Origin of the sequence: Chryseobacterium paludis (genome assembly GCF_025403485.1) — a bacterium.
Lineage (GTDB): Bacteria > Bacteroidota > Bacteroidia > Flavobacteriales > Weeksellaceae > Chryseobacterium > Chryseobacterium paludis.
The window spans coordinates 3,368,008-3,390,897 of record NZ_CP099966.1 but is presented as its reverse complement, the minus strand read 5'-3'; the positions used below and the strand labels follow the sequence as shown (position 1 = coordinate 3,390,897).

General features: G+C 35.0%; 21 protein-coding genes. 4 read left to right on the top strand and 17 right to left on the bottom strand.

The features are described 5' to 3' along the window. Positions 1 to 7: 7 nt before the first annotated feature. Genes NG806_RS15285 through NG806_RS15270 form a run of 4 tightly spaced genes read left to right on the top strand, consistent with a single transcriptional unit; the run spans position 8 to position 2,840 of the window. Positions 8 to 1,003 carry an endonuclease/exonuclease/phosphatase family protein gene (locus tag NG806_RS15285; protein WP_214829661.1) on the top strand — a complete coding sequence of 332 codons (996 nt, stop codon included), beginning with the start codon at positions 8 to 10 and terminating at the stop codon, positions 1,001 to 1,003. Positions 1,004 to 1,048: 45 nt separating this feature from the next. Then, the gene (locus NG806_RS15280; RefSeq protein WP_261510461.1) at positions 1,049 to 2,050 is read left to right on the top strand and encodes an endonuclease/exonuclease/phosphatase family protein; all 1,002 of its coding nucleotides are present in this window, start codon (positions 1,049 to 1,051) and stop codon (positions 2,048 to 2,050) included. Between the two features lie 4 nt (positions 2,051 to 2,054). Beyond that, a complete protein-coding gene (locus NG806_RS15275) occupies positions 2,055 to 2,402 on the top strand; it encodes a hypothetical protein (RefSeq protein WP_214829659.1) in 348 nt (115 codons plus the stop codon). 57 nt (positions 2,403 to 2,459) lie between these two features. After that, positions 2,460 to 2,840: a hypothetical protein gene (locus NG806_RS15270; RefSeq protein WP_214829656.1), complete on the top strand. Its 381-nt coding sequence runs from the start codon at positions 2,460 to 2,462 to the stop codon at positions 2,838 to 2,840. 32 nt (positions 2,841 to 2,872) lie between these two features. Here the strand turns inward: NG806_RS15270 and NG806_RS15265 are convergent, their stop codons facing one another. The 17 genes from NG806_RS15265 to mraZ all read right to left on the bottom strand — a co-directional run bounded on the left by NG806_RS15265 (position 2,873) and on the right by mraZ (position 22,689). After that, on the bottom strand, positions 2,873 to 4,387 hold the full coding sequence (locus tag NG806_RS15265; RefSeq protein ID WP_261510459.1) for a GH3 auxin-responsive promoter family protein: 1,515 nt from the start codon (positions 4,385 to 4,387) through the stop codon (positions 2,873 to 2,875). Between the two features lie 105 nt (positions 4,388 to 4,492). Continuing rightward, complete coding sequence (locus NG806_RS15260) at positions 4,493 to 4,903, bottom strand: BrxA/BrxB family bacilliredoxin (protein ID WP_214829652.1); 411 nt, start codon at positions 4,901 to 4,903, stop codon at positions 4,493 to 4,495. Between the two features lie 436 nt (positions 4,904 to 5,339). Continuing rightward, positions 5,340 to 5,786 (bottom strand): GatB/YqeY domain-containing protein, encoded by a 447-nt coding sequence (locus NG806_RS15255; RefSeq protein ID WP_261510457.1) that lies wholly within the window; start codon positions 5,784 to 5,786, stop codon positions 5,340 to 5,342. Between the two features lie 100 nt (positions 5,787 to 5,886). Next, complete coding sequence (gene ftsZ, locus NG806_RS15250) at positions 5,887 to 7,806, bottom strand: cell division protein FtsZ (protein ID WP_214829648.1); 1,920 nt, start codon at positions 7,804 to 7,806, stop codon at positions 5,887 to 5,889. 78 nt (positions 7,807 to 7,884) lie between these two features. Beyond that, on the bottom strand, positions 7,885 to 9,270 hold the full coding sequence (gene ftsA / locus NG806_RS15245) for a cell division protein FtsA (protein WP_261510455.1): 1,386 nt from the start codon (positions 9,268 to 9,270) through the stop codon (positions 7,885 to 7,887). Positions 9,271 to 9,292: 22 nt separating this feature from the next. Continuing rightward, entirely contained in the window at positions 9,293 to 10,255 is a 963-nt protein-coding gene (locus NG806_RS15240; RefSeq protein ID WP_214829643.1) for a cell division protein FtsQ/DivIB, read from the bottom strand. A gap of 69 nt (positions 10,256 to 10,324) precedes the next feature. Further along, a complete protein-coding gene (gene murC / locus NG806_RS15235; RefSeq protein WP_214829642.1) occupies positions 10,325 to 11,686 on the bottom strand; it encodes a UDP-N-acetylmuramate--L-alanine ligase in 1,362 nt (453 codons plus the stop codon). An 11-nt stretch (positions 11,687 to 11,697) separates the two neighbouring features. Then, a complete protein-coding gene (locus tag NG806_RS15230; RefSeq protein ID WP_261510453.1) occupies positions 11,698 to 12,174 on the bottom strand; it encodes a hypothetical protein in 477 nt (158 codons plus the stop codon). A gap of 16 nt (positions 12,175 to 12,190) precedes the next feature. After that, positions 12,191 to 13,291 (bottom strand): undecaprenyldiphospho-muramoylpentapeptide beta-N-acetylglucosaminyltransferase, encoded by a 1,101-nt coding sequence (gene murG, locus NG806_RS15225; protein WP_261510452.1) that lies wholly within the window; start codon positions 13,289 to 13,291, stop codon positions 12,191 to 12,193. Positions 13,292 to 13,362: 71 nt separating this feature from the next. Then, on the bottom strand, positions 13,363 to 14,601 hold the full coding sequence (locus tag NG806_RS15220) for an FtsW/RodA/SpoVE family cell cycle protein (protein ID WP_214829631.1): 1,239 nt from the start codon (positions 14,599 to 14,601) through the stop codon (positions 13,363 to 13,365). Between the two features lie 92 nt (positions 14,602 to 14,693). Next, a complete protein-coding gene (gene murD, locus NG806_RS15215; RefSeq protein WP_261510451.1) occupies positions 14,694 to 16,019 on the bottom strand; it encodes a UDP-N-acetylmuramoyl-L-alanine--D-glutamate ligase in 1,326 nt (441 codons plus the stop codon). A gap of 65 nt (positions 16,020 to 16,084) precedes the next feature. After that, positions 16,085 to 17,326, bottom strand: coding sequence for a phospho-N-acetylmuramoyl-pentapeptide-transferase (gene mraY, locus NG806_RS15210; RefSeq protein ID WP_214829628.1), 1,242 nt, complete (start codon positions 17,324 to 17,326; stop codon positions 16,085 to 16,087). 81 nt (positions 17,327 to 17,407) lie between these two features. After that, complete coding sequence (locus NG806_RS15205; protein ID WP_261510449.1) at positions 17,408 to 18,868, bottom strand: UDP-N-acetylmuramoyl-L-alanyl-D-glutamate--2,6-diaminopimelate ligase; 1,461 nt, start codon at positions 18,866 to 18,868, stop codon at positions 17,408 to 17,410. A gap of 19 nt (positions 18,869 to 18,887) precedes the next feature. Then, positions 18,888 to 20,879 carry a penicillin-binding transpeptidase domain-containing protein gene (locus tag NG806_RS15200; RefSeq protein WP_214829623.1) on the bottom strand — a complete coding sequence of 664 codons (1,992 nt, stop codon included), beginning with the start codon at positions 20,877 to 20,879 and terminating at the stop codon, positions 18,888 to 18,890. Continuing rightward, on the bottom strand, positions 20,863 to 21,228 hold the full coding sequence (locus tag NG806_RS15195) for an FtsL-like putative cell division protein (protein WP_214829621.1): 366 nt from the start codon (positions 21,226 to 21,228) through the stop codon (positions 20,863 to 20,865). Before NG806_RS15195 ends, NG806_RS15200 begins: the two co-directional genes overlap by 17 nt. Positions 21,229 to 21,296: 68 nt before the next feature. Then, a complete protein-coding gene (rsmH, locus tag NG806_RS15190; protein ID WP_261510445.1) occupies positions 21,297 to 22,190 on the bottom strand; it encodes a 16S rRNA (cytosine(1402)-N(4))-methyltransferase RsmH in 894 nt (297 codons plus the stop codon). Between the two features lie 40 nt (positions 22,191 to 22,230). Then, positions 22,231 to 22,689 (bottom strand): division/cell wall cluster transcriptional repressor MraZ, encoded by a 459-nt coding sequence (mraZ, locus tag NG806_RS15185; protein WP_200242953.1) that lies wholly within the window; start codon positions 22,687 to 22,689, stop codon positions 22,231 to 22,233. Positions 22,690 to 22,890 lie beyond the last annotated feature (201 nt).

Here is a 22,890-nt window from a genome sequence, read left to right as displayed (position 1 = left end):
TAAACCTGTGAAAATACTTCGCCTTATATTTTTAATAGCACATTTGGGGATACTGCTTCTATTATTAGGAACATTGCTCAATGCCTACATACCTCCGAAAATATATCCGTGGTTTAATTTGTTGTCACTTGGCTTTCCTGTTCTCATTATCGCTTATATATTATTAACTATTTTCTGGATTTTTTCATGGAAAAAGAGAGCTGTTGTATTTGTTGCTTTGGGCTTGCTTTTTTTAAGCCCAATTAAAAGATGGGTGAATTTTACCTCTGTGGATAAAGCTGGATCTGATCTTAAAATTGTTTCACTAAACGCAAAAGGAGGAATATTGGGTCAGGATGCTATTGAAAAATACATTGACAATCAAAATGCTGATATTGTAATGCTTCAGGAACATGGTGATGTCAAAAAGTATCAATTCAACGGATTCGGTGAAGGAAAAGGAGACGTTATTGTTTCAATCTTTTCTAAATATAAAATTATTGATCAGAAAGAATTGATTGATAGTGATCATAAGATTAATAACGCTTATGCAAATCAAACAGATATAGAAATAAAAGGAAATGTATACCGCTTTATCAATGTTTACCTTCAGCCATTTAAGTTTGAAAAGAGCATGGTGAAACTTCAGGGGGATAGTGATGAAGATAAACAAAAAGTGAAAGGTGTTGTAAGAAGATTAATTCCAACTTTTAAAATGCATCAGGAGCAAATAGAAAAAGTAAGAAAGGGGATTGATGAATCTCCCTATCCTGTTATTTTGGTTGGTGATTTCAACTCAGTTCCAAATTCTTATGAGTATTATCATTTAGGAAAAGGACTCAAGGATGCTTTTGTAGAATCAGGGAGGGGCAGTGCTACAAGCTTTCATGACTATAAATTTCCAATAAGAATAGATTATGTTTTCACATCCCAATCTATACAACCACTCAGCTATCAGGTTGACCGTTCTGTCAGAATTTCAGATCATTATCCGGTTATAACTACTTTTAAATTAAAAAAGTAATAATCATAAAGTCCGTTAAAGTTTCTCACATTGGTTTGGTTTTTGATGAAAAAAAGACTAGACCGTTTTTTCATGAAGCCTAACCAGATATTATTGTTTTCACATATTGCAATTATTGTTCTACTATTATGTACCCTTGCTAATGCATGGGTTCCTCCTAATATCCTAGGTAGCTTAAATCTTCTTTCACTTGGTTTTCCTTATTTGGTCATTTTACATATTATATTGACACTGATATGGATCATTAAAAGAAATAAAATTGCAATCGTATTCCTTCTTAGTACATTTATTTTCTATAATCCTATCAGACGATGGGTTAATTTCTCTCCTAAAACTGAAAACTATAAGTCTATCAGAGATGTTAAGATATTGACATTCAATGTGAAATATGGAGAATTTGGCTGGGATAAGGTAAAGAAATATATTCAGGATCAGAATGCAGATATTATTCTTGTTCAGGAAAAAGACACGAATACAGCGCTTAGAAAGGATATGATAAAATATCCGGTAGTGATTTTAAAAACTAAACATAGAATTGTAAGACAAGCCGAATTAATAGAAGATAAATCCCGGGGAAATTCTTTTTATGCCGATATTGATATTAATGGAAAGATAGTGAGAATAGTAAATGTATATCTTGAACCATTTCGCTTAGATAAATCAATGTTTAGTTTTAGCGGAGCAGGAAAGGGAACAAATAAGATTCACCAACTTTTTTCGCATATGGCGCCAACGTTCAGAGCCCATGAAGAGCAGATAAAGAAAATAAGAAAAGCGATAGATTTCTCTCCTTATCCGGTAATACTTGCTGGGGATTTTAACTCTGTACCAAACTCATATGAGTATTATAATTTGGGAAAGAACTTAGATGATGCGTTTTTAACAGTAGGAAACGGTGTTTCTACCAGTTTTCACGACTACAAAGTTCCTTTAAGAATTGATTATATTTTCACATCAAAAGATATTAGGCCTATAAGCTTTAAAATAGATCAATCCGTAAAATTATCAGACCATTACCCGGTAATTGCGGAATTTCTATTAAATTAGTTCCATGAAAAATTTATTTTTTGTAGCTATCATTTTTTCCACCTTTTTTATTTCATGCTCCAAAGGAGAACCTGCTCACATCGATGCTGAGCAGGATATGAAAGTGCACTATGATACAACAGCTATTGACTCTTTTTCTAATGGTGCAACTTCAGTAGATATTGTACGTCAGATTAGAATGTCATCTCAAAAATACCAGGATTCTTTAAAAGAAGCTTTAAAGCTTGAGAAGGAAGAAAAGCGTATTAAAGAAGAGCTGGAAAAAGAAAATAAAAAGAAGCAGGAAGAGGAGAAAAAGAAAACGGAACAAACAGATAAGGAAAAAGCTCCACCATCAAAAACTTCTCCATAGATGTGAAAATGGATAAAAGTTTTTATAAATTTGAATACACACTTAAAAAATATCAATATGAAAAAACAAATTTTAACAGTACTTATGGCTGCAGGATTAGTAGTTTCTTGTACCAAATCAACAACAAAAACTGAACAGGTTGAAAATCCAGATGGATCAGTTACTACAACCAGCACTACGGTAACACAGTCTCCTACAGATATTGTGGATACTTCAAAGGTTAATAAGGCAAAAGAAGATGTAAAGGCGAAAGTAGATGCTGCAGGTGACAAAATAGATAATGCAGCCCATAAAACAAAAACGGAACTTAACGAAGCTGGAAAAGATATTAAGGCAGGAGCTAAAGAGATCGGAAAAGATGTAAAAGACGCTGCCGCAAAAGGAGCCGGAAAAGTTGAAGAGGGAGCTAAAAAGTTAAAAGAAGATTTGAAAAAATAAAAGTAAAAACCGTAGTAAAAGCTGCGGTTTTTTTATTTGTTAAGTTCTAATAGCGGATCTATGTATTCCCTATCATTGCTTAGTCTGGGAACTTTATTCTGCCCACCTAGCTTTCCTTTAGATTCCAGCCAGCAGTAAAATAAATTAGGCCTGGCAATATGAACGATAGGTTTTTTCAGTGTGATATTATTGTATCTTTTAGCTTCATAATCTGAATTTACAGCCTTTAAGCTATCATCGAAAGCATTGATAAAGCAATCAAGATCATCCGGATTTTTGCTAAACTCAAATATCCACTCATGAGCACCACTTTCATTTTCTTTCATGAAAACCGGAGCCCCTGTGAAGTCTGTTATCGCAGCTCCTGTTTCCTCACATGCTTTTGTAAGAGCCAGCTCAACATTATTGATCATTAACTCTTCTCCAAATGCATTGATATAATGTTTTGTCCTTCCTGAGACTTTTATCCTAAATGGATTAACGGAAGTAAATACAACAGTATCCCCAATCAGATATCTCCATAATCCACCATTGGTGGTAATGACCATAGCATAATTTTTTCCGACTTCAACATCTTCAAGGTTTATTACCAAGGGGTCTTCAAGGTGAAACTGATCCATCGGAATGAATTCGTAGAAAATACCATAATCCAACATCAGGAGCATCTCATCACTATTTGGTCTGTCCTGGATACCGAAGAAGCCTTCAGAAGCATTGTAAATTTCGTAGTAATTAATGTTTTTTCCGATGATCTGACTGTATTGATCCCTGTAGGGCTTAAAACTGATTCCGCCGTGAAAAAAGACCTCTAAATTAGGCCATAGTTCGGAAATATTCTGGACATCTGTTTCTTTTAGTACCCTTTGCAATAAAACCATCATCCAGCTGGGTACACCTAATAAACTACCCACATCTTCATTCTTAACTTCAGAGATAATGGCTTTCAGTTTACTTTCCCATTCGGACATAAGGGAAACCTTTTTACTTGGCGTTGTCGTGATCTCTACCCAAAAAGGAAGATTATCTATAAGAATTGCAGAAAGGTCCCCAAATTTAGTATTGAAATCCGCATAGAGTTCAGAACTGCCTCCTAAACGTAGATTCTTGTTGGTAAACAATTGATTTTCAGGATGATTGTTGGCGTAAATCGATACCATATCTTTTCCTGCTTTCATGTGGCAATATTCCAGACTTTCGGCAGAGATAGGGATGAACTTGCTTTTAGCATTCGTTGTTCCTGAGGATTTAGCGAAATGCTTAATATAACCAGGCCAGCTTACATCTTTATAACCTTGTCTTGCTCGCTCAATATAAGGTTCAAAATCTTCATAGGTAACAACGGGAACCTTATTTTTAAAGTCCTGGTAACTGGAAATTGAATTGAAACCATACTTTTTACCATACTCTGTATCTTCGGCATGAAACAGCTGGGAAAACAAGATACCCTTTTGTGTCTCAATAGGATGATTCATAAAATTCTGTATCTGATCTATCCTTTGACGGATAAACCAATTCACTACAGTATTGAAGAGTGCTTTCGTTGCCATTTCAACAAATATAATGATATTTGGATTTTTAAAGAATTTTTTATGGCTTAAAATAAAAAAACCGTTACAATATTGTAACGGTTGATTATCTGAAAATATTGTTTTCTAGCAATATTCATCATAAGCTGCCTGAAGGTTTGCAGCGATTGCTCCTGCAGGATTCCCTTCAATATGATGTCTTTCTAGCATATGAACCAATTCTCCATCTTTAAAAAGAGCTACACATGGTGAGCTAGGGGGGAATGGAGCTAAATGTTTTCTAGCTTCTGAAACTGCTTCAGTATCAAAACCAGCAAAAACTGTTGTTAAATGATCAGGTTTCTTATCTCCTGTCAAAGAATAAACAACTCCTGGTCTTGCAGCACCTGCAGCACACCCACATACCGAATTGATTACTAATAATGTTGTTCCTGATTGTTTTAATGCTTCTTCTACCTGAGATGTTGTCGTCAAGTCTTCGAAACCTTTATCTGTAAGTTCAGCCTTCATAGGCATTACTAAGTCTGTTGGATACATTTTTTGTTTTTTTTAATCTTTACAAAGGTAAAAAATTATTTATGTTTCAACAATTCATAAAAACTATTGATGTATTAGGGAAAGTGGATGATACAAAAAAGTTACACAATATTAATGTTTTAATAATATTAGAAAAAATATAAACAAAAGCTATGTATAATAGAATATATTTATTAATTTTGAAATGATTCTAAAAACAACCAACCATGAAAAAGCATTTTTTACGTCATTCCCTCGACATAAAAGATGCATTCAGTTAAGTCTGTTATTTACAGACGATTCTTAAGCATCTTATGCAATAAATGAAGCCCGAAATTAATTTCGGGCTTCATTAATCAAATCGATATGCAAAGGTTGAATATCCTTACTTAGGATTCGGGATCCACATTTTGGGTCTAAACATATAGCTCATATCCCGGAACACGAATTAATTTTGTTATGAAAGTAACTTTTTAGCCATCTCGGAAATACTTTTTCCATCCGATTTTCCGGCTAATGTTTTTGAAGCAATTCCCATTACCTTTCCTAGATCTTTCATAGATTCAGCTCTGGTTTCTGAAATGATATTTTTAATTTCCGCTTCCAGTTCTTCTGCAGTAAGCTGTTGAGGTAAGAACTTCTCAATTACTTTCATCTGAGCATCTTCTACTTCAGCTAAATCTGTTCTTCCCTGAGCTGAAAACTGTTCATAAGAGTCCTTACGCTGTTTGATCATTCTTTGCAAAATGGCAATTTCCTGTTCTGCTGAAACTTCTGCTCCTCTAGCTTCGGTTTTTAAAAGCTGGATTTGAGATTTTACAGCACGAAGAGAATCCAGAGCGACTCTGTCTTTCTCTCTCATTGCCGTTTTTATGGCTTCGCTTATTATATTTTCTAAACTCATAATTTTAATTTGTATTAACGTAAAATGTATTAATGTAGTAAAGATTAAAATATGTAAAAATCGTTAATACATTTTACATCAATACATTAATACATTTAAACTAGTCTACATCTTTATTTAAAAATCTGTTTTCTCTGATTTGCATAGAACCATTGTTATCCGATAAATATGTATTTATATTCTGATCTGAAGCGTTGGTTCCGTCAATCGAAATATTCTTTCTTTTGAAAGCAGGAACAGATTCGAATTCATTCACATTATCGAAACTTTGATAACGGGAATTGAATTCTTTTAATTTATTTCTTCTTTCAACTACTCTTTCCTGATCGATTGTTTTATTCACAAACGTGAATTCGCTTTCTGATGGTTTAGGAGCTTCACTTTCTGTTTTATTTTCTACAGCTGGTTTTTCTTCAACTGCAGGAACTTCTTTTACAGGCTGGAAGAAACTTTCAACTTTTTGAACAGGCTCTTCAGTTATTTGGCTAACAGCATTTGTTGTGTTATTAAACTCTGCTTTTGGCTGCCCATAATCTGCTTTTGGTTCATTGACAGGTTCGTTTACGAAGAAGCTAAATTCAACCGATTTTTCCTCTGAAAAAGACTGAACAGAAGAACTTGTACTAGGCGTTTCCTTTTTTTCCTCTGTTTCAAAAGAGAAAGATTGGATCTCCAAATCATTTGGATCGTGCTCTTCATCGAAAGAAAATAAACTATATGCATCCTGTGCCTCTTCAGCTTCATTTCTCCAGTCTTGGATAGGGCTGTCTAACGTATCTTCCTCTCTCTCAGAGAATTTTATTTCTGTTTTGACGTCTTCATCCTCAATAATCATTTTTTTTTCAGTAGATGTTTTAAACTGAGGATTATCCTGGTCTTCATCATCTAGTCTGAAAAGATTCTTTCCCCCAAAAGTATATCCTTGTTCAGGAGCTATTTCTCTTTCTTCTCTTGTTTTAAAAGGAGATGTTTTGAAAGAATCTAATTTATCATTTAAACCAATTCTGATTTTTTCAGTAGGACCTGCAAATTTTTTATCGTCATTTGAAAAACCGGTAGCAATAACAAGAACACTTACTGCATCACCCAGTTCTTCATCTGCTCCAACTCCAAAAATGATATCAGCAGTATGTCCTGCTTCTTTCTGGATATGATCCATGATGATACCGATCTCATCCATAGTAACTTCTTCAGCACCACTTCTGATCAACAACAATACATTTTTAGCACCTGTAATTTTATTGTCATTCAACAATGGGGAATCAAGGGCTTTTCTTACTGCTTCGTCTGCTTTATTGTCTCCAGAAGCTGTTCCTGTAGACATTAGCGCTGTTCCAGAATTCTGAAGAACAGATTTAGCATCTCTAAAGTCAATGTTTACATCGAAGTAACCTGTAATAACTTCTGCCATACCTTTCGCGGCATTGGTCAAAACTTCATCGGCTTTTGAAAATCCTTGTTTAAATCCAAGGTTACCAAATTGCTGTCTTAGTTTATCGTTATTGATGACAATTAATGAGTCAACATTATTTCTTAATTTTTCAAGACCATTTTCGGCCTGCTCAAGTCTTCTTTTTCCTTCGAAGCTAAATGGAACAGTAACAATACCTACTGTTAAAATTCCCATATCTTTAGCCACTTTAGCAATAACGGGAGCGGCACCCGTTCCGGTACCACCACCCATTCCGGCAGTAATGAAAACCATCTTCGTGTTTTGTCCCATCGCAGCCTTGATTTCTTCAATACTTTCGATGGCTGATTTTTCTCCAACTTCAGGATCAGCACCTGCTCCAAGTCCTTCAGTAATAGTAGTACCTAACTGAACTTTATTGGAGACGGGGTTATTATCTAAAGTTTGAGCATCCGTATTACAGATCACGAAATCAACACCGTGAATCCCTTTCTCGTACATGTGTTTAAGGGCGTTGTTTCCACCGCCACCAACACCAATTACTTTGATGATTGATGAATTTCCTTTTGGCAAATCAAATGAAAACCCTTGTGTACCTATATTTTCCATAATTATATTTTTTAAAATTGACTCATGATAAGTGATAAGGAATAATCGTGTATCGCTTATCATTCATCATTTTATACTTTATTCTACTTCTTCAAAGAATTTTTTTACTTTTTCCATTAGCGACTGTCCGAAAGTTAATCTTGCCGCTTTTTTTTGTTCTTGCTGTTCTCTTACAACTTCCTGCTCCTGAACCGAAGAAACCTGTTGGGTAACAGTATTCACTTCAGTTGAATTGGTTGTAGTTTCTGGCTGTTGTTTTTCCTGAACAATTTCCTCTTCTTCTATATTAACTTGCTTTTTATCTCTGATTTTTAAGCTTTCCATCAGCAATCCAATAGATGTTGCAAATTCAGGACCTTTTAGATATTGGTTCTTATCATTTGCAATATATTCGTTTGCAAAACCGATTCTACTGTCAAACCCAGTGGTATAGTTGGCAAGTTGACGCAAATGCTTCAGGTTAGAACCACCTCCCGTCAGAACAATACCTGCAATCAGTTTTTTCTTCTGTTCAAAGGCGCCATACGCTTTTAGCTCTGTATTTACCATTTCAAGAATTTCCTCTACTCTTGCATTGATAATTTGTGCTAAAGTTTTAAGCGATATCTCTTTATCTGGTCTGCCATGAAGCCCTGGAATAGTGACGAAAGTACTGTCTTTTTCCAGTTCCGGAACTGCAGATCCAAATTTCACTTTCAATTGTTCGGCATGTTTTTCAATAATGGAACAGCCCTCTTTGATATCTTCAGTAATAATTCCACCACCGTATGGGATTACACATGTATGACGGATGATATTATCTTTAAAAATGGCAATGTCCGTAGTACCACCACCAATATCTACAATAGCGACACCTGCTTCTTTTTCTTCTTTTGTAAGAACAGCTTCAGAAGATGCTAAAGGCTCTAAAGTAAGGGCTTCCATTTCCAGGCCAGCCTCTCTTACACATCTTGCGATGTTTCTGATACTTCCCATTTGTCCTACAACAACATGGAAATTAGCCTCTAAACGTTTTCCGTGCATGCCGACAGGTTCTTGTATTTCACCCTCGGAATCCACCTTATATTCTTGAGGAAGGACATGGATAATTTCTTCACCAGGAAGCATGACCAGTTTTTTTACCTGATCCTTTAAGGCTTCGATGTCGTCATCTGTAATAAACTTGTCTGGATGCTCACGCATAATATAATCGGAGTGTTGCAGCGAACGGATATGTTTTCCTGCAATACCAACCGTGACCTTGCGGATAGGAACTCCTGCACTGGATTGTGCTTCAGAAACAGCCGCCTTGATTGAATTAATGGTTTGTGAGATATTATTCACAATACCTTTATGAACTCCAAGACTTTTGGCCTTTCCTACACCGAGAACTTCTATTTTCCCGTGTGCATTCCTCCTTCCGACAATCGCGACTATCTTTGTTGTCCCGATGTCCAGACCTACTGAATACTCTTGATTTTCCATTTGTTTATATCGATTTGATTTTTTATTCTATTTTAACTTTTCCTTTAGGCTTTGTTACTGCTTTCTTCTCAGGTGTCTTTTTTGTTTCCTTCGGTTTAGCTGTAGTTTTTGGCTTTATGCTTTCCTTCGGTTTGGAAGTTGTGCTTTGTTTTTTTACAGTTGCCGTTTTTGTTTTGGCTTCTACTTTTCTGGCTACTGCCATGACAGGAACTTTTGCCAGCTCCATACGTCCGGCATTTAAAATACTGTCATTTTCTTTAAAATAAGGATTTAATGTCGTTACAATTTGATTCTGATATTTTACTGAGATCATATTGTATTTCTGAGGATCCTGATAAACAAGATATTTCTCAACAAATGCTTTAAAACCTTTTACTTTAAATTCGATATTATCTAAATCTCCAATTTCTACCTTATAATTTCCCTCACTTGTCAGGAGGTTATAATCATCTTTGTTTTTTGAAATACCAATAAAATATTTTTTACTGAAATCATCTTTATCAATTTTTCCAACAAGTTCTGCCAGTTTTTCATACTCATCTGGTTTTACATTTCCAGTGACAAGCATGCAAGGATGAGAATACGTTTTTGAAATCGGAAATTCAATTCCTTTTTCATCTACATAAAAATCACGACCATCTTTATTTAACCTGAAAACAGGAACCCTTTGTTTAATATCCAAATTGAGTTTTCCATTTAAATTTAAATAGACATTGGCGCTGTCCACGGCAGGAAGGGCATTGATCTTTTTTTCCAAAGCGGGAATATTTAGATCACCAACTTTTCCTGAAGGGTTTTCCTTATTTACAATTGCTCTTATATCCTTTTCATCAATGAAATAAACCGGAGTTTTTTCACTCATTTTTACAGAAATCTTATTATCCGTAATCTTCTGACCGCCGAATTTCTTTAAAGAGAAACTCAGCAGGAACCCAAGAAGGATTACCGTGATAGCAATTTTTAATATTCTGTATTTATTTTTCATTCCTTTTTTTAATGCGAGATTTCAGACATCAGATGTCAGAAGCCGCTATAATTTCATTATTATTTCCTTTTATTCATTATTTCCCATCCATTGGCATATCGGATCATAGAGGGTGTCTATATTTCCCGCGCCTACGGTAAGAAGAATATCGAAATCCTTTTCTTTTATTTTCTCAAATGCTTCTGCTAATGTTGATCCTTCTTTTTTACCTAATGTTACTTTTTCTAATAGCCAGGTGGAAGTAATTCCTTTAAAATTTTCCTGTAATTCTCTCGCAGGATAGATATCCAACAGAATCAGTTCGTCGGCGTTGCTTAAACTTTCAGCAAATCCGTCTGCAAAATCTCTTGTTCTGCTGAACAGATGGGGCTGAAATGCAACTAATAATTTTTTATCAGGGTAAAACGTTTTGATAGAACCCACTACCGCATTAATTTCTGTTGGATGGTGTGCATAATCATCAATATAAATCTTACCGTTTTTATATATATGTTTGGTATATCTCCTTTTAATTCCTTTGAAATTAGCGATAGCCTTTTTTAAAGTTTCAAAATCTACTCCTAAATTGTGAAGAATAGCCAGTGCTACAGTTGCATTTTCAACGTTATGAATTCCCGGAATTTCCCAGACAAAATCTTTTATCATTTCCGTAGGAGTATGAAAATCAAAATAGATTTTATCATGATCCATACGAAGATTGTCGGAATAATAATCTGCTTTTTCATTGACAGCGTAAGTTTGATGATCTCTTCCGATGTCAATTCCTTTTCTTACGAATAACTTCTTATCTTCACGAACTAGTGCTGCAAACTGTCTAAAGCCCTCTTCAATATGGCTTTTATCGCCATAAATATCCAGGTGATCAGCATCCGTAGAGGTTATTACTGCCCAATCGGGGGAAAGGTTAAGAAAACTTCTGTCATATTCATCAGCTTCTACTACTGAATATTCAGAACCGTTATATAAAAAATTAGATTTGAAATTCTCTGAAATACCTCCCAAAAAGCATGAAAATGGCAGATCGGCTTCTTTACATAGATGAGATACCAATGTAGAAGTTGTTGTTTTACCATGAGTTCCTGCAACGGCTATACAGTTTGTATTTTCCGTAATTAAGCCCAGAACCTTTGCGCGCTTTAGAATTTCAAAATCATTTTGATTAAAATAATCTAATATTCCTAATGTTTTGATAGCCGGAGTATAAATAACCAAAGTACTTTCCTGTTGAAGGGATGTTACTTTTTCATCGGTTATATCTTCAAAAACAATATCAATTCCCTCATTCATCAACTGCTGAGTAAGTTTGGTGTTGGTTTTATCATAACCTAAAACTTTTTTGCCTGAAGCATTAAAATAACGCGCCAGGGCACTCATGCCGATGCCTCCGATTCCAACGAAGTAAAAAGTCTGATATGTTTCTAATAATTTCATTTTCTATTTAGTTATTGATAATCGAAAATCTTTTCTTTATCTATTCCATAAGCATCTCCCTGATACAAAAAGAATTCCAATACTGCATCTTCTAATGTTTCATTAGTAAATCCGTTCGTAATCCAGAAATAATACTTAAAATTGATAGAGTTTTGACTTTCTATATACTCTGCTTTTATCATAGCTAGCTGATTGATCTCATTGATAAGAGCGTTAATTTTATCTTTAGCTACTCCTTTCGTTATCAGGATATTTACGTTTAGATTAATAAATTTTTTTCCTGCATCGACATCCAAAAAAAGAGTGGCCTTATCTTTATTTGCTATCTTAATGTAAGTCTCATCCTGCTCCAATACTTCATAACCTTTACTTTTCAGAAAAGTACCTAGCGATGATATCTTAAAGTCTGCGGGCTTTACAAGCGTCTGTGCTGTAAACAAACCAGTGAAAAAACTGATTAGCAGGACTGTTAATAATTTAGTTCTCATATCTTGTTGGTCTTGGTTATTGTAGTTTTTTTAAAATCTCATCAACAATTTCCTTTGCAGCATTCGGCTTGGCGAAATACTCTAAATTTTTAGACATTTCTTTTCTTAAGCTTTCACTTTCACATATCGATTCAAGTGTATTCCAGAATTTTTCTTCCATCTCAGAATCCCTTACCATTCTAGCCGCATCTTTTTCTACCAGATTCAAAGCATTCTTAGTTTGATGATCTTCTGCCGCAAATGGGAAAGGAACCAATAAAACAGGTTTTTGTGCTACCGCAAGTTCGGAGATAGCAATGGCCCCCGCTCTTGAAACAATGATATCTGCAGCAGAATAAGCTTTCTCCATGTCTTTTATGAATTCATGAATCTGAATATTAGGACTGTTTTTGTCTTTAGTTTCTTCAATAATATTTTTATAATCCAGCTTTCCGGTTTGCCAGATCAGCTGATAATCTTTATTTATAATTTCATCGAGATGGGATTTCCATGCATTATTTAACGTTCTGGAACCTAGAGATCCACCAACAGAAAGTATAGTAAGTTTTTCTGTATTTAATCCCATTTTTTCTTTTGCCTGTACTGTATCCTCCATTCCTGAAATGATATTTTCACGGATAGGATTGCCCAGAAATTTGATCTTTTCAGTAGGAAAGCCTTCTACTTGTGGATAAGCGGTAAAAACAGCTTTTGCTTTCTTACTTAAAATCTTATTTGTAACCCCTGCATGTGCATTCTGTTCCTGGATAAAAATTGGGATTCCCATTTTACTGGCTTCATAAAGAGCCGGTCCGCTTGCAAAACCTCCTGTTCCAATTGCGAAATCAGGTACGAAATTTTTTATGATCTTTTTAGATTTGGATAAGCTTTTCAGAATCTTGAATGGCAGACCCAAATTGGATAAAAGGTTACCCCTATCAATTCCGGCAATATCAATTCCTTCAATTTTATAACCGGCTTGTGGAACTTTTTCCATTTCCATTTTCCCGTTGGCACCGATAAACAAGAATTCTGTATCCGGAAATCTTTTCTTGATCTCATCGGCAATCGCGATAGCCGGGAAGATATGTCCTCCTGTTCCACCACCGGATAATAATACTTTTAGTTTCTTGTTCATTTTTTTCAATTTTGAAATTGCTTCGTCACTTCTGAACTACGTTCGCAGACCTTCAGTCTGTTCACAATGATCTAAGCGATATCATTTATTTCTGCAATACTTTGTTTTTTACCCATTCCTTCTTCATCATAAATCTGTATCCTTGAGCTTATATTTAAAATAATTCCTAACTGCAAATAGGTAACCAACATAGAGGTTCCCCCATAACTTATTAAAGGTAATGGCTGTCCGGTAACTGGGATCAGATTAATCGCTACAGCAATATTTACTGAAAGCTGTATAAAAATCATGACCCCGAGACTGAGAACGAGTAAGGACCCAAAAAATGCGGGCATCTTACTGGCTATCATCACGATCCTTATAACCATTATCAGATACATACTAATCAGAAATGCTGCACCAATTACCCCATATTCTTCAACAATTACAGCGAATATAAAGTCAGATGCAGACTGTGGAAGCATTTGTTTTAAAGCACTTTTTCCGGGTCCCATTCCTGTAATTCCACCATGAACGATAGCGGCTTTGGCTTGCATCACCTGATAATTTTTTGCCTTTACACTTTCGTCGTCTACGTCTGCAGATTTTGCCTTACTGGATGTAAATGTTTCTACACGGCTCATCCATGTGTGAACACGGTTTCCACCTATTAAATTGGTATTCAGAGCAATCAACAGAAATAAAACAATTGCAATAAAAGAGGATGATATAAATCCGGCAATGTATTTCCAATGAAGCTGGCCAATAATTAAAACAATGACCGATACCATTAAAATCATTAATGCGGTAGATCCATTATCTTTTGCAACCAATACAAAAACAAGTAGAATTGGTCCGAAGATGTACATAATGTTTTCTATCGGAAGTCTTTCTCTTGTTATTTTTTTTGTTAAATATCTGCACAGATAAATAACCAACATGAGAAAGGCAAATGATGAAGGCTGAAAAGAGATCGGTGTTCCCGGGATTTTCAACCATCTGGATGCACTGGCACCATCGATTGTTTGTCCCGTAAACATGGTGATAACCAATAGAATAATCATCAGACCAAGCAGTATACTGCTGAGCTTTCCTATGTATTCATATTTTACAGTTCCCACTAATCTCATAATTCCTAAACCCAGGACAACAAAGAACATATGCTTGATAACGTGACCGGTTGTAGTCCCGTTATTAACAATATATTCCAGATTCGAACTTGCTGAATATACAGGGAAAATAGAGAATATGGAGATCACAAGAATGACCATCCAAAGTACCTTATCGCCCTTTAGAAATTCAAATCTGTTTTCTGTGTCCTGTTCGTTCATACTTTATGTATTCATGTATTGATGTAAAATGTATTCGTGTACTTTAACCGTTTGGGATCATTAATACTTTAGTACATTTTACATGAATACAGTTATTTTAATACTTGCTCTTTAAATTGTCGGCCTCTATCTTCATAGCTTTTGAAAAGGTCAAAACTTGCACAACAAGGAGAAAGTAAAACAGTATCTCCGTTTTTTGCAATTGATTTTGATATTTTCACCGCTTCTTCCATGCTTGAGGTATCATATATAAACTCTTTTTTATCTTTAAAGAAGTTTATAATTTTTTGATTATCAATTCCTAAACATACGATTGCTTTTACTTTTCTTTTAACAAGATCTTCAATCTCTGAATAGTCGTTTCCTTTATCCTGTCCTCCTACAATCCAAACAGTTGGTGCTTTCATGCTTTCTAAGGCATAATAAGTAGCATTAACGTTGGTTGCTTTGCTGTCATTGATATATTTTACTCCATCAATTTCGGAAACAAATTCCAGCCTATGTTCTACAGCCTGAAATGTCATTAATGAATTTCTAATGCTTTCATTGTTGACATTCAGTATTTTACTAGCCATCGAGGCTGCCAAGCTGTTGGCAACATTATGATTGCCTAATAAAGAAAGCTCATCAATTTTCATTGAGAAAGCGTCCTTTAATTTTACTATAATACTATCGTTATCAATAAAACCTCCTTCAGACAGTTTTTCTTTTGTTGAAAAAGGGATCATCTTCGCTTTAATTTCTAATTTTTCAAGAATGTTTTTACTCATTTCATCATCTTTATTGTAGATAAAGAAATTGTCATTTTCCTGATTTTCAGCAATTCTGAATTTCGCTAAAGCATACTCTTCATAATTGTAATTATATTGATCCAGGTGATCCTGTGACAAATTCAAAAGCAAAGAAATATAAGGCCTGAAATTTTGAATATCATCCAATTGGAAAGAACTTACTTCCAATACATAATATTCATGATTCTCATCAGCTACCTGCTTGGCAAAACTGTAACCGATATTTCCACCCAGACCCACCTTTAATCCATCATTTTTAAGAATGTAGTAGATTAATGAAGTCGTTGTTGTTTTTCCATTACTTCCTGTAATAGCAATTATTTTAGCATTGGTGAATTCTGAAGCAAATTCTATTTCAGAGGAAAGTCTGATTCCTTTCTGATGAATTTTATAAATAATATCTGCTTTTTTCGGAATTCCTGGACTCTTTACGATCCAGTCTGCATTTAAAACTCTTTCCTCATCGTGATTTCCTTCTTCAAATTCAATGTTGTTTTCGGTCAGAAACTGCTTATAGTTATCCTTAATAGTTCCTTTGTCTGAAAGAAATACTTCCAAACCTTTCTTTTTAGCTAAATAAGCGGCTCCACAGCCACTTTCCCCACCCCCTAAAACAACTATTTTCATATTAATTTTGATTAAATGATTGACGATTTTTTTAGTATTTAAATCGTTCAATTTTTAAATTAATTCTATCTCATTTTCAATGTGATCAGACATACTATAGCCAGCATTACACCAATGATAATCATTCTGTTAACGATTTTACTTTCGTGAAAACCATCCTTTTGATAATGGTGATGTAATGGAGACATCTTAAATAATCTATTATTTTGGGCATATTCCAACCCGTATTTTCTTTTTCTATACTTAAAAACAACAACCTGTAACATAACAGATATGTTTTCTATTAAAAAGATTCCGCATAAAACAGGAATCATTAATTCTTTTCTTAATATAATTGCTAAAACGGCAATAACTCCCCCTAACATGAGACTTCCCGTATCACCCATAAAAACCTGCGCAGGATAGGTATTATACCAAAAGAAACCAATGACAGCACCCACCATGGCGACTACGAAAATGGTGGTCTCACCCATATTGGGGAGGAACATGATATTGAGATAGTCGGCAAAAATGATATTTCCTGAAACGTAGGTAAAAAAGGCTAAGGCAAGTAGTATGACCGTACTTGTGCCCGCCGCGAGCCCATCGATCCCATCGGTAATATTAGCACCGTTTGAAACTGCTGTTACAATAAAAATAACAATTGGAATGAAAACAATCCATGCCCATTCGTGAGCATCTTTATCATTCATCCAAAATAGCATTCCACTATAATCGAATTCATTGTTTTTGGCAAAAGGTACTGTAGAAACTGTAATTTTCTCTGTAGGCATAAAATTCTGCTCTACATTATTTCTATTGACAACTTTTGCATCTGCATATTTTCTCTTTACTGTAATATCCGGATGGAAATACATTGTAACTCCAACAATTAGCCCTAATCCAACCTGGCCTACAATTTTAAATTTACCGCTTAAGCCGTCTTTATTTTTCTTTACTTTCTTTAAATAATCATCCACGAAACCAATAGCCCCCATCCATAAAACCGAAATGATGAGAAGAACGATATAAACATTGGTAATTCTTGTCAGAAGCAAAACAGGAATCATCGTAGCAAGGATGATAATAAGACCTCCCATTGTTGGAGTTCCTTCCTTTTGTTTTTGACCATCGAGCCCAAGATCACGAACCAATTCGCCCATTTGCTTTGCTCTCAGGTAATTAATGATTCTTTTTCCGTAAATAAGAGCGATTGTCAATGACAATAGAACTGCCATTCCGGCACGAAATGAAATGTATTTCAACATTCCAAGTCCCGGGATATGGATTCCATGATTGGTTAGATATTCGTATAAATAATATAACATAATTTCCTGTTGTTAATAAATGATAAGTGATAATTGATGAGTGATAAAAAATACTAGCATTGATCAATTATCGATTATAAACTACTTGCTCATTAATTTCCAAAGCTCATTAATTACTTCTTTGTCATCAAAATGGTGTTTTATACCATTAATCTCCTGATAGTTTTCGTGACCCTTTCCGGCTACTAAAACAATATCTTTTGGTTCTGCAAACTTGATAGCCATTTTTATAGCCTCTTTTCTATCTGGAATTGAAGCGTATTTGCTGAAATTTTGTGGTTCAACACCTGCTTCAATTTCTTTTATAATAACTGCTGGGTCTTCTGTTCTCGGGTTATCAGAAGTGATAATTGCCAACGTAGATTTTTTTGTTGCAATATTTCCCATTTCGGGTCTTTTCGAGTGATCTCTGTCTCCTCCACAACCGAAAACTGTAATCAGCCTTTCATTTTTTGTTCTGATATCGTTAATGCTATCGAGAATGTTCTCCAATGCATCTGGTGTGTGTGCATAATCAACAATAAAGAAGATGCCACCATCAGATTTAAAAGTTTCGAATCTCCCTGAAACTCTTTTCAGGATACTGATCGCCTGAAGAATTTCACTTTGCTCAAATCCCAGTTCTGATGCGATTCCAAAAACAAGCAACAGATTGTAAACATTAAATCTCCCGGTTAATGTGGTCCAGAATTCTTTTCCATTGAAATTCAATAACATTCCATTGAAATCAATCTCTAAAGCTTTCCCGTGATAATCAGCCATTGTTTTCAAAGCATAAGACCTTTTGGCAGCCTTTGTGTTTTGAAGCATCACATTACCATTTTTATCATCGATATTGGTAATCGCTACGGCGGTATCCTGAAGCTCATCAAAGAATCTTTTCTTCGTTTTCAGATAATCATCAAATGTTTTATGATAGTCTAAATGATCATGTGTAAGATTGGTAAATCCAGCGATCTTAAAATGTAATCCCTCTATTCTGTTTTGAGCAATTCCATGGGAACTTACCTCCATAAAAGCAAATTCACAACCTGCATCAAGAGCTTTAGCTAAGATCTGATTGATGGTAATAACATCAGGAGTGGTATGAGTTGCCGGGATTATTTCGTTTCCAATTCTTATTTCTACCGTTGAAAGCAGTGCAGAATCATATCCTAAATTCTTGAAAACATCAAATAGTAATGTTGAAACTGATGTTTTTCCATTAGTTCCGGTAACACCGATCAGTTTTAATTTCTCTGAAGGATTACCGTAAAAATTAGAAGCCAAATGTCCCAGAGTTTTAGATGAGTCTTTTACTTTTACATAGGTAATGTTATCATCCAGATCATCAGGAAATTCTTCACAAACTATTGTTTTTGCTCCTTTTTCTATAGAAGATGCAATGTATGAATGTCCATCTGCAACGGTTCCTCTCACTGCAATATAGAGAGCGTTTTCCGTAACCTTTCTGCTGTCGAAAACCAATTCAGAAACCTCACGGGTGTTATCACCGTGAATATCTAAGGTTGGGATTCTGTTTAATAATTCAATTAATTGCATTTCTTTGATGCTTATTATTTTAATTCTGTAGAGATAAATATATTCTCTGGTTCTTACTGATTCCTGTGCCTTCCAAAGGAAATTGTTCTTTTATTCTTCCAACTCCTTTATAATCGACACGATATCCTAAATTTTCTAACTGTGGGATTACATTTTTACCAATCAATCCTACCACATTAGGCATTTGGCTATTATTTACTGCGACCTTAACATTTGGTTCAACCATTTTATTGAGGTTTACCTTTCTGTCAACAAGCATTTCTTTTTCAACATTTTGAGGCGTTTTTAAGAATGTTTTTCCAGCAATTTCTTTAAAAACAGGAGCTGATACAGTTGCTCCATAAAAACCTTTTGCAGTATTAGGCTCACTGATCATTACATAACAGGTATACTTCGGATTATCAGCCGGATAAAAACCAGCAAAAGATGCCCGGTACTTCATCGGCCCAGGAAGCCAGTATTCAAATCTTGCTGTTCCTGTTTTTCCTGCCATCCTAAGATTTGGTGTGAAAATACTCTTACCTGTTCCTTTTTCTACTGCTTTGGTTAGTGCGCTGGTCATCATTTTAATCGCTTTTTCTGATGCCATTTTGTTAACCATTACCTCTGGTTTTGCGCTATACATTACTTTACCATCTTTCATGATTTTGTCGATAAATAAAGGCTTCAGCATTTTACCATTATTAGCAACTCCATTATAGAAAGTCGTTAATTGTAATAAATTAATATTCGAAGAGTAGCCAAATGATATAGAAGCCAGTGTTGCGGCATTCCATCTTTTATTCTGTGGAGTAACGATCTTCGGTTTTGCGATTCCAGGAAGTTCGAGATCCATTTTGTCAAATAATTTCCAGCGTTTTAGGTGATCCAGAAATATCTGCGGCTTATCGGCATAATATTTTGTAATCAGTTTTGCGGTTCCTACATTACTGGATTTTGCCAGTACGTCACTGATGTCGTAAGTTCCGCCACCATGACCATCGGAGATTCTTTGTTTAGCATAAGTCCAAACTCCGTTTCCAACATTTACGGTAGTGTTATCATCAATAAAACCATCATCCATTGCTGCTAAAAGCGAAATAGTTTTGAAAGTAGACCCCGGTTCTATATTATCTTTTAAAGCATAATTGTATGCATCTTCATAATCTCCGGAATCGGTTCTTCTTAGATTAACAAGAGCACGAACCTTCCCGGTTGCCACTTCCATTACAATTACAGTTCCATGTTTTGCTTCAAAATTCACCAACTGCTTCTCTAACGCTGAGTGCGCAATGTCCTGAATTCTAAGATCTAAGGTCGTATAAACGTCTTCTCCGTCCACAGGTTCCTTCACTTTCCAGAAGTCGATCGGTTTCCACTGTGAAGAGTTGATTCTCTGTTCTAATCTTTTTCCGTCAGTTCCTGTTAAATATTTTGAAAAAGCACCTTCCAGTCCGGATTTATATTCGCTATTATCCATTCCGATGGTTCCGGCACCAATTTCGGAAGTTGCGAGTTCTCGTTTATAATTTCTGTCAACGATAAATCCGCCCTTATTCTTTCCTTTTTTAAAAATGGGAAAGTTTCGGATTCTATCATATTCATCAAAATCCAATCCTCTTGCTAAAGTGTAGTATTGGTTTTTCTTTCTTTTTTGTTCGTCAAATTTCTGTCTGAATTCACTTCTTGGTTTTCCAAACATCTTGCTTAAAGAATCCGTTAATGCGCCAATATTGTTGCTGTAGATCGTATCCTTCATTGTTTTGAAATCAAGAAAGATATCATAACGCATTACCGTGGTTGCCAGAATAGAACCATCTGAAGCAAATAAATTCCCACGAGCAGCCTTTAAAGTGGCTTCACGATAGTTTTTATTAATATAATCGTCTTTTATTTCCTGAACATTAGTGTTTTGAAGAATAACGATCCTTGCTAAGAAAAGTACAAACACGGACAAAGCTACCACTGCGAAGAGGTAGCCCCACCTTAACGTTTTTTTACGTTTGTTATCGTATTCATTTTGCTTTTGCATCTGTACTATCCAATTTTATTAGCAGTTTGTGAGGATGGTTTTCCAGTGTCATTAAAGAATCCCGTGCGACTTCTTTTCCCAGCTCTGATTCCATTTTTACTTTGATCAGTTTGCTTTGTGCGTATGCATTTCGAGATTTATATTCTTCTGTTTCTTCTTTTAAAGCATTTACAATTTTAATCTTCTTGTTCACTAAGTGGTTACTGTAGATCATAGCCATCATCAGAACAAAAAGCAATAGAAAATACTTGTAATGTACTTTTATCTCATCCCGGTTAAGGAAATTCCCTTTTATAATATCTATAAAAGTGAGTCTCTTCTGCGGGCGATTTGTTGTTCTTTTAGCCAAAGTTTATTATTGATAAATGATTGTTAATAATTGATAAGCAAGATCATTGATCTCTTATCTTTTATCATTTATATTTTTATTCCTGTTCTCATTTTTGCACTTCTTGCTCTGGAGTTTTCTTCAATTTCCTTATCATCTGGAATAATTGCTTTACTCTTAAGTAACTCAAAGGCTTTCTTATAATTTCCGTAAATATCTCTTGCTGGTTCTCCTTCAAACATTCCGTTCTTTAAAAATCTTTTAACCAAACGGTCTTCTAAAGAATGGTAAGAGATAACAACCAATCTTCCTTCAGGTCTTAAAACCTGATACGCCTGAACAAGCATTTCTTTTAAAACCTCAAGCTCCTGATTAACTTCAATTCTAATGGCTTGAAAAAGCTGTGCATAAAATTTATTAATCTTGTGCGGCGGAAGAAAGCTGAACAGTTTTTTCAGGTCCTCCGTTGTATTTATGATCTTGGTCTTTCTGTGATGAACAATATCTCTTGCTAATTTTCTGGCTTCCCTTAATTCACCGTAGTAATAAAAAATATCTGCCAGTTGCTCTTCTTCATATTCGTTGATCACTCTTTTAGCATCCAGACCCTGCATTACATTCATTCTCATGTCCAAAGGAGCATTGCTTCTCGTAGAGAATCCTCTTTCAGCTTCATCAAATTGGTGAGATGACACTCCAAGATCTGCCAAAACTCCGTCCACCTGAGAAATTCCATACATTAGTAAGGAGTTCTCTAAAAATCTGAAATTCTGATTGATCAAGGTAAATCTTGGATCATCAATATTATTTTTAAGAGCATCTAAATCTTGGTCAAAACTGAATAGTTTTCCTTTATCAGAAAGTCTACTCAAAATTTCTCTTGAATGGCCTCCGCCACCAAAAGTACAGTCCACGTATGTTCCGTCTGGATTCGTCACCAAATCATCAACACTTTGCTTCAACAAAACGGGATTATGATACATGTTTTAATTTGTGTTTTACGCTTTTTTCAATTTTGCGTAGTTATTCTTCATCGAAAGAGCCCATCACATCTTCAGCAAGGCTTGCAAAATCAGTTTCATTGGTTGAAATTACTTTCTCATATGCGTCTTTATCCCAGATTTCAAATAATTCTCCCGCACTTGTTATCACAATATCTTTTTGAAGACTTGCGAAAAGGGTAAGATCTTTTGAAATTTGCAATCTGCCTGCGTTATCCAACTCAACTGTTTTTACTCCTGCCGTAAACATTCTAATGAAATCAGCATTCTTTTTAATGAATCTGTTTAGTTTATTAATTTTGTCCATCAACTTATCCCATGCTTTCATAGGGTAAACTTCCAGGCAAGGTTGAAACACGGAACGTTTGACTACAAAGGCTTTGTCTTCAAAGTTCTCCATCTGCTTGATCAGCGATGCAGGTACTTTTAAGCGACCTTTGTCGTCTATTTTACACTCATATGTTCCAATGAAATTCTTCATTTGGGACAAATTTATATAAATATTTCCAAAACTTCCCACTTTTTCCCACTTTTTGACTTAATGTTAATAAGTTTTATCAAAGATTGAAGGTTAATGGTGTAAGTAGTTGATATTTTGAATATTGTATTTGTTATTATTTAGACCATAACAAAAAGGATGTTAAAAAAGATGGACAAAAAGCCGTTATTATATTATTTTTAT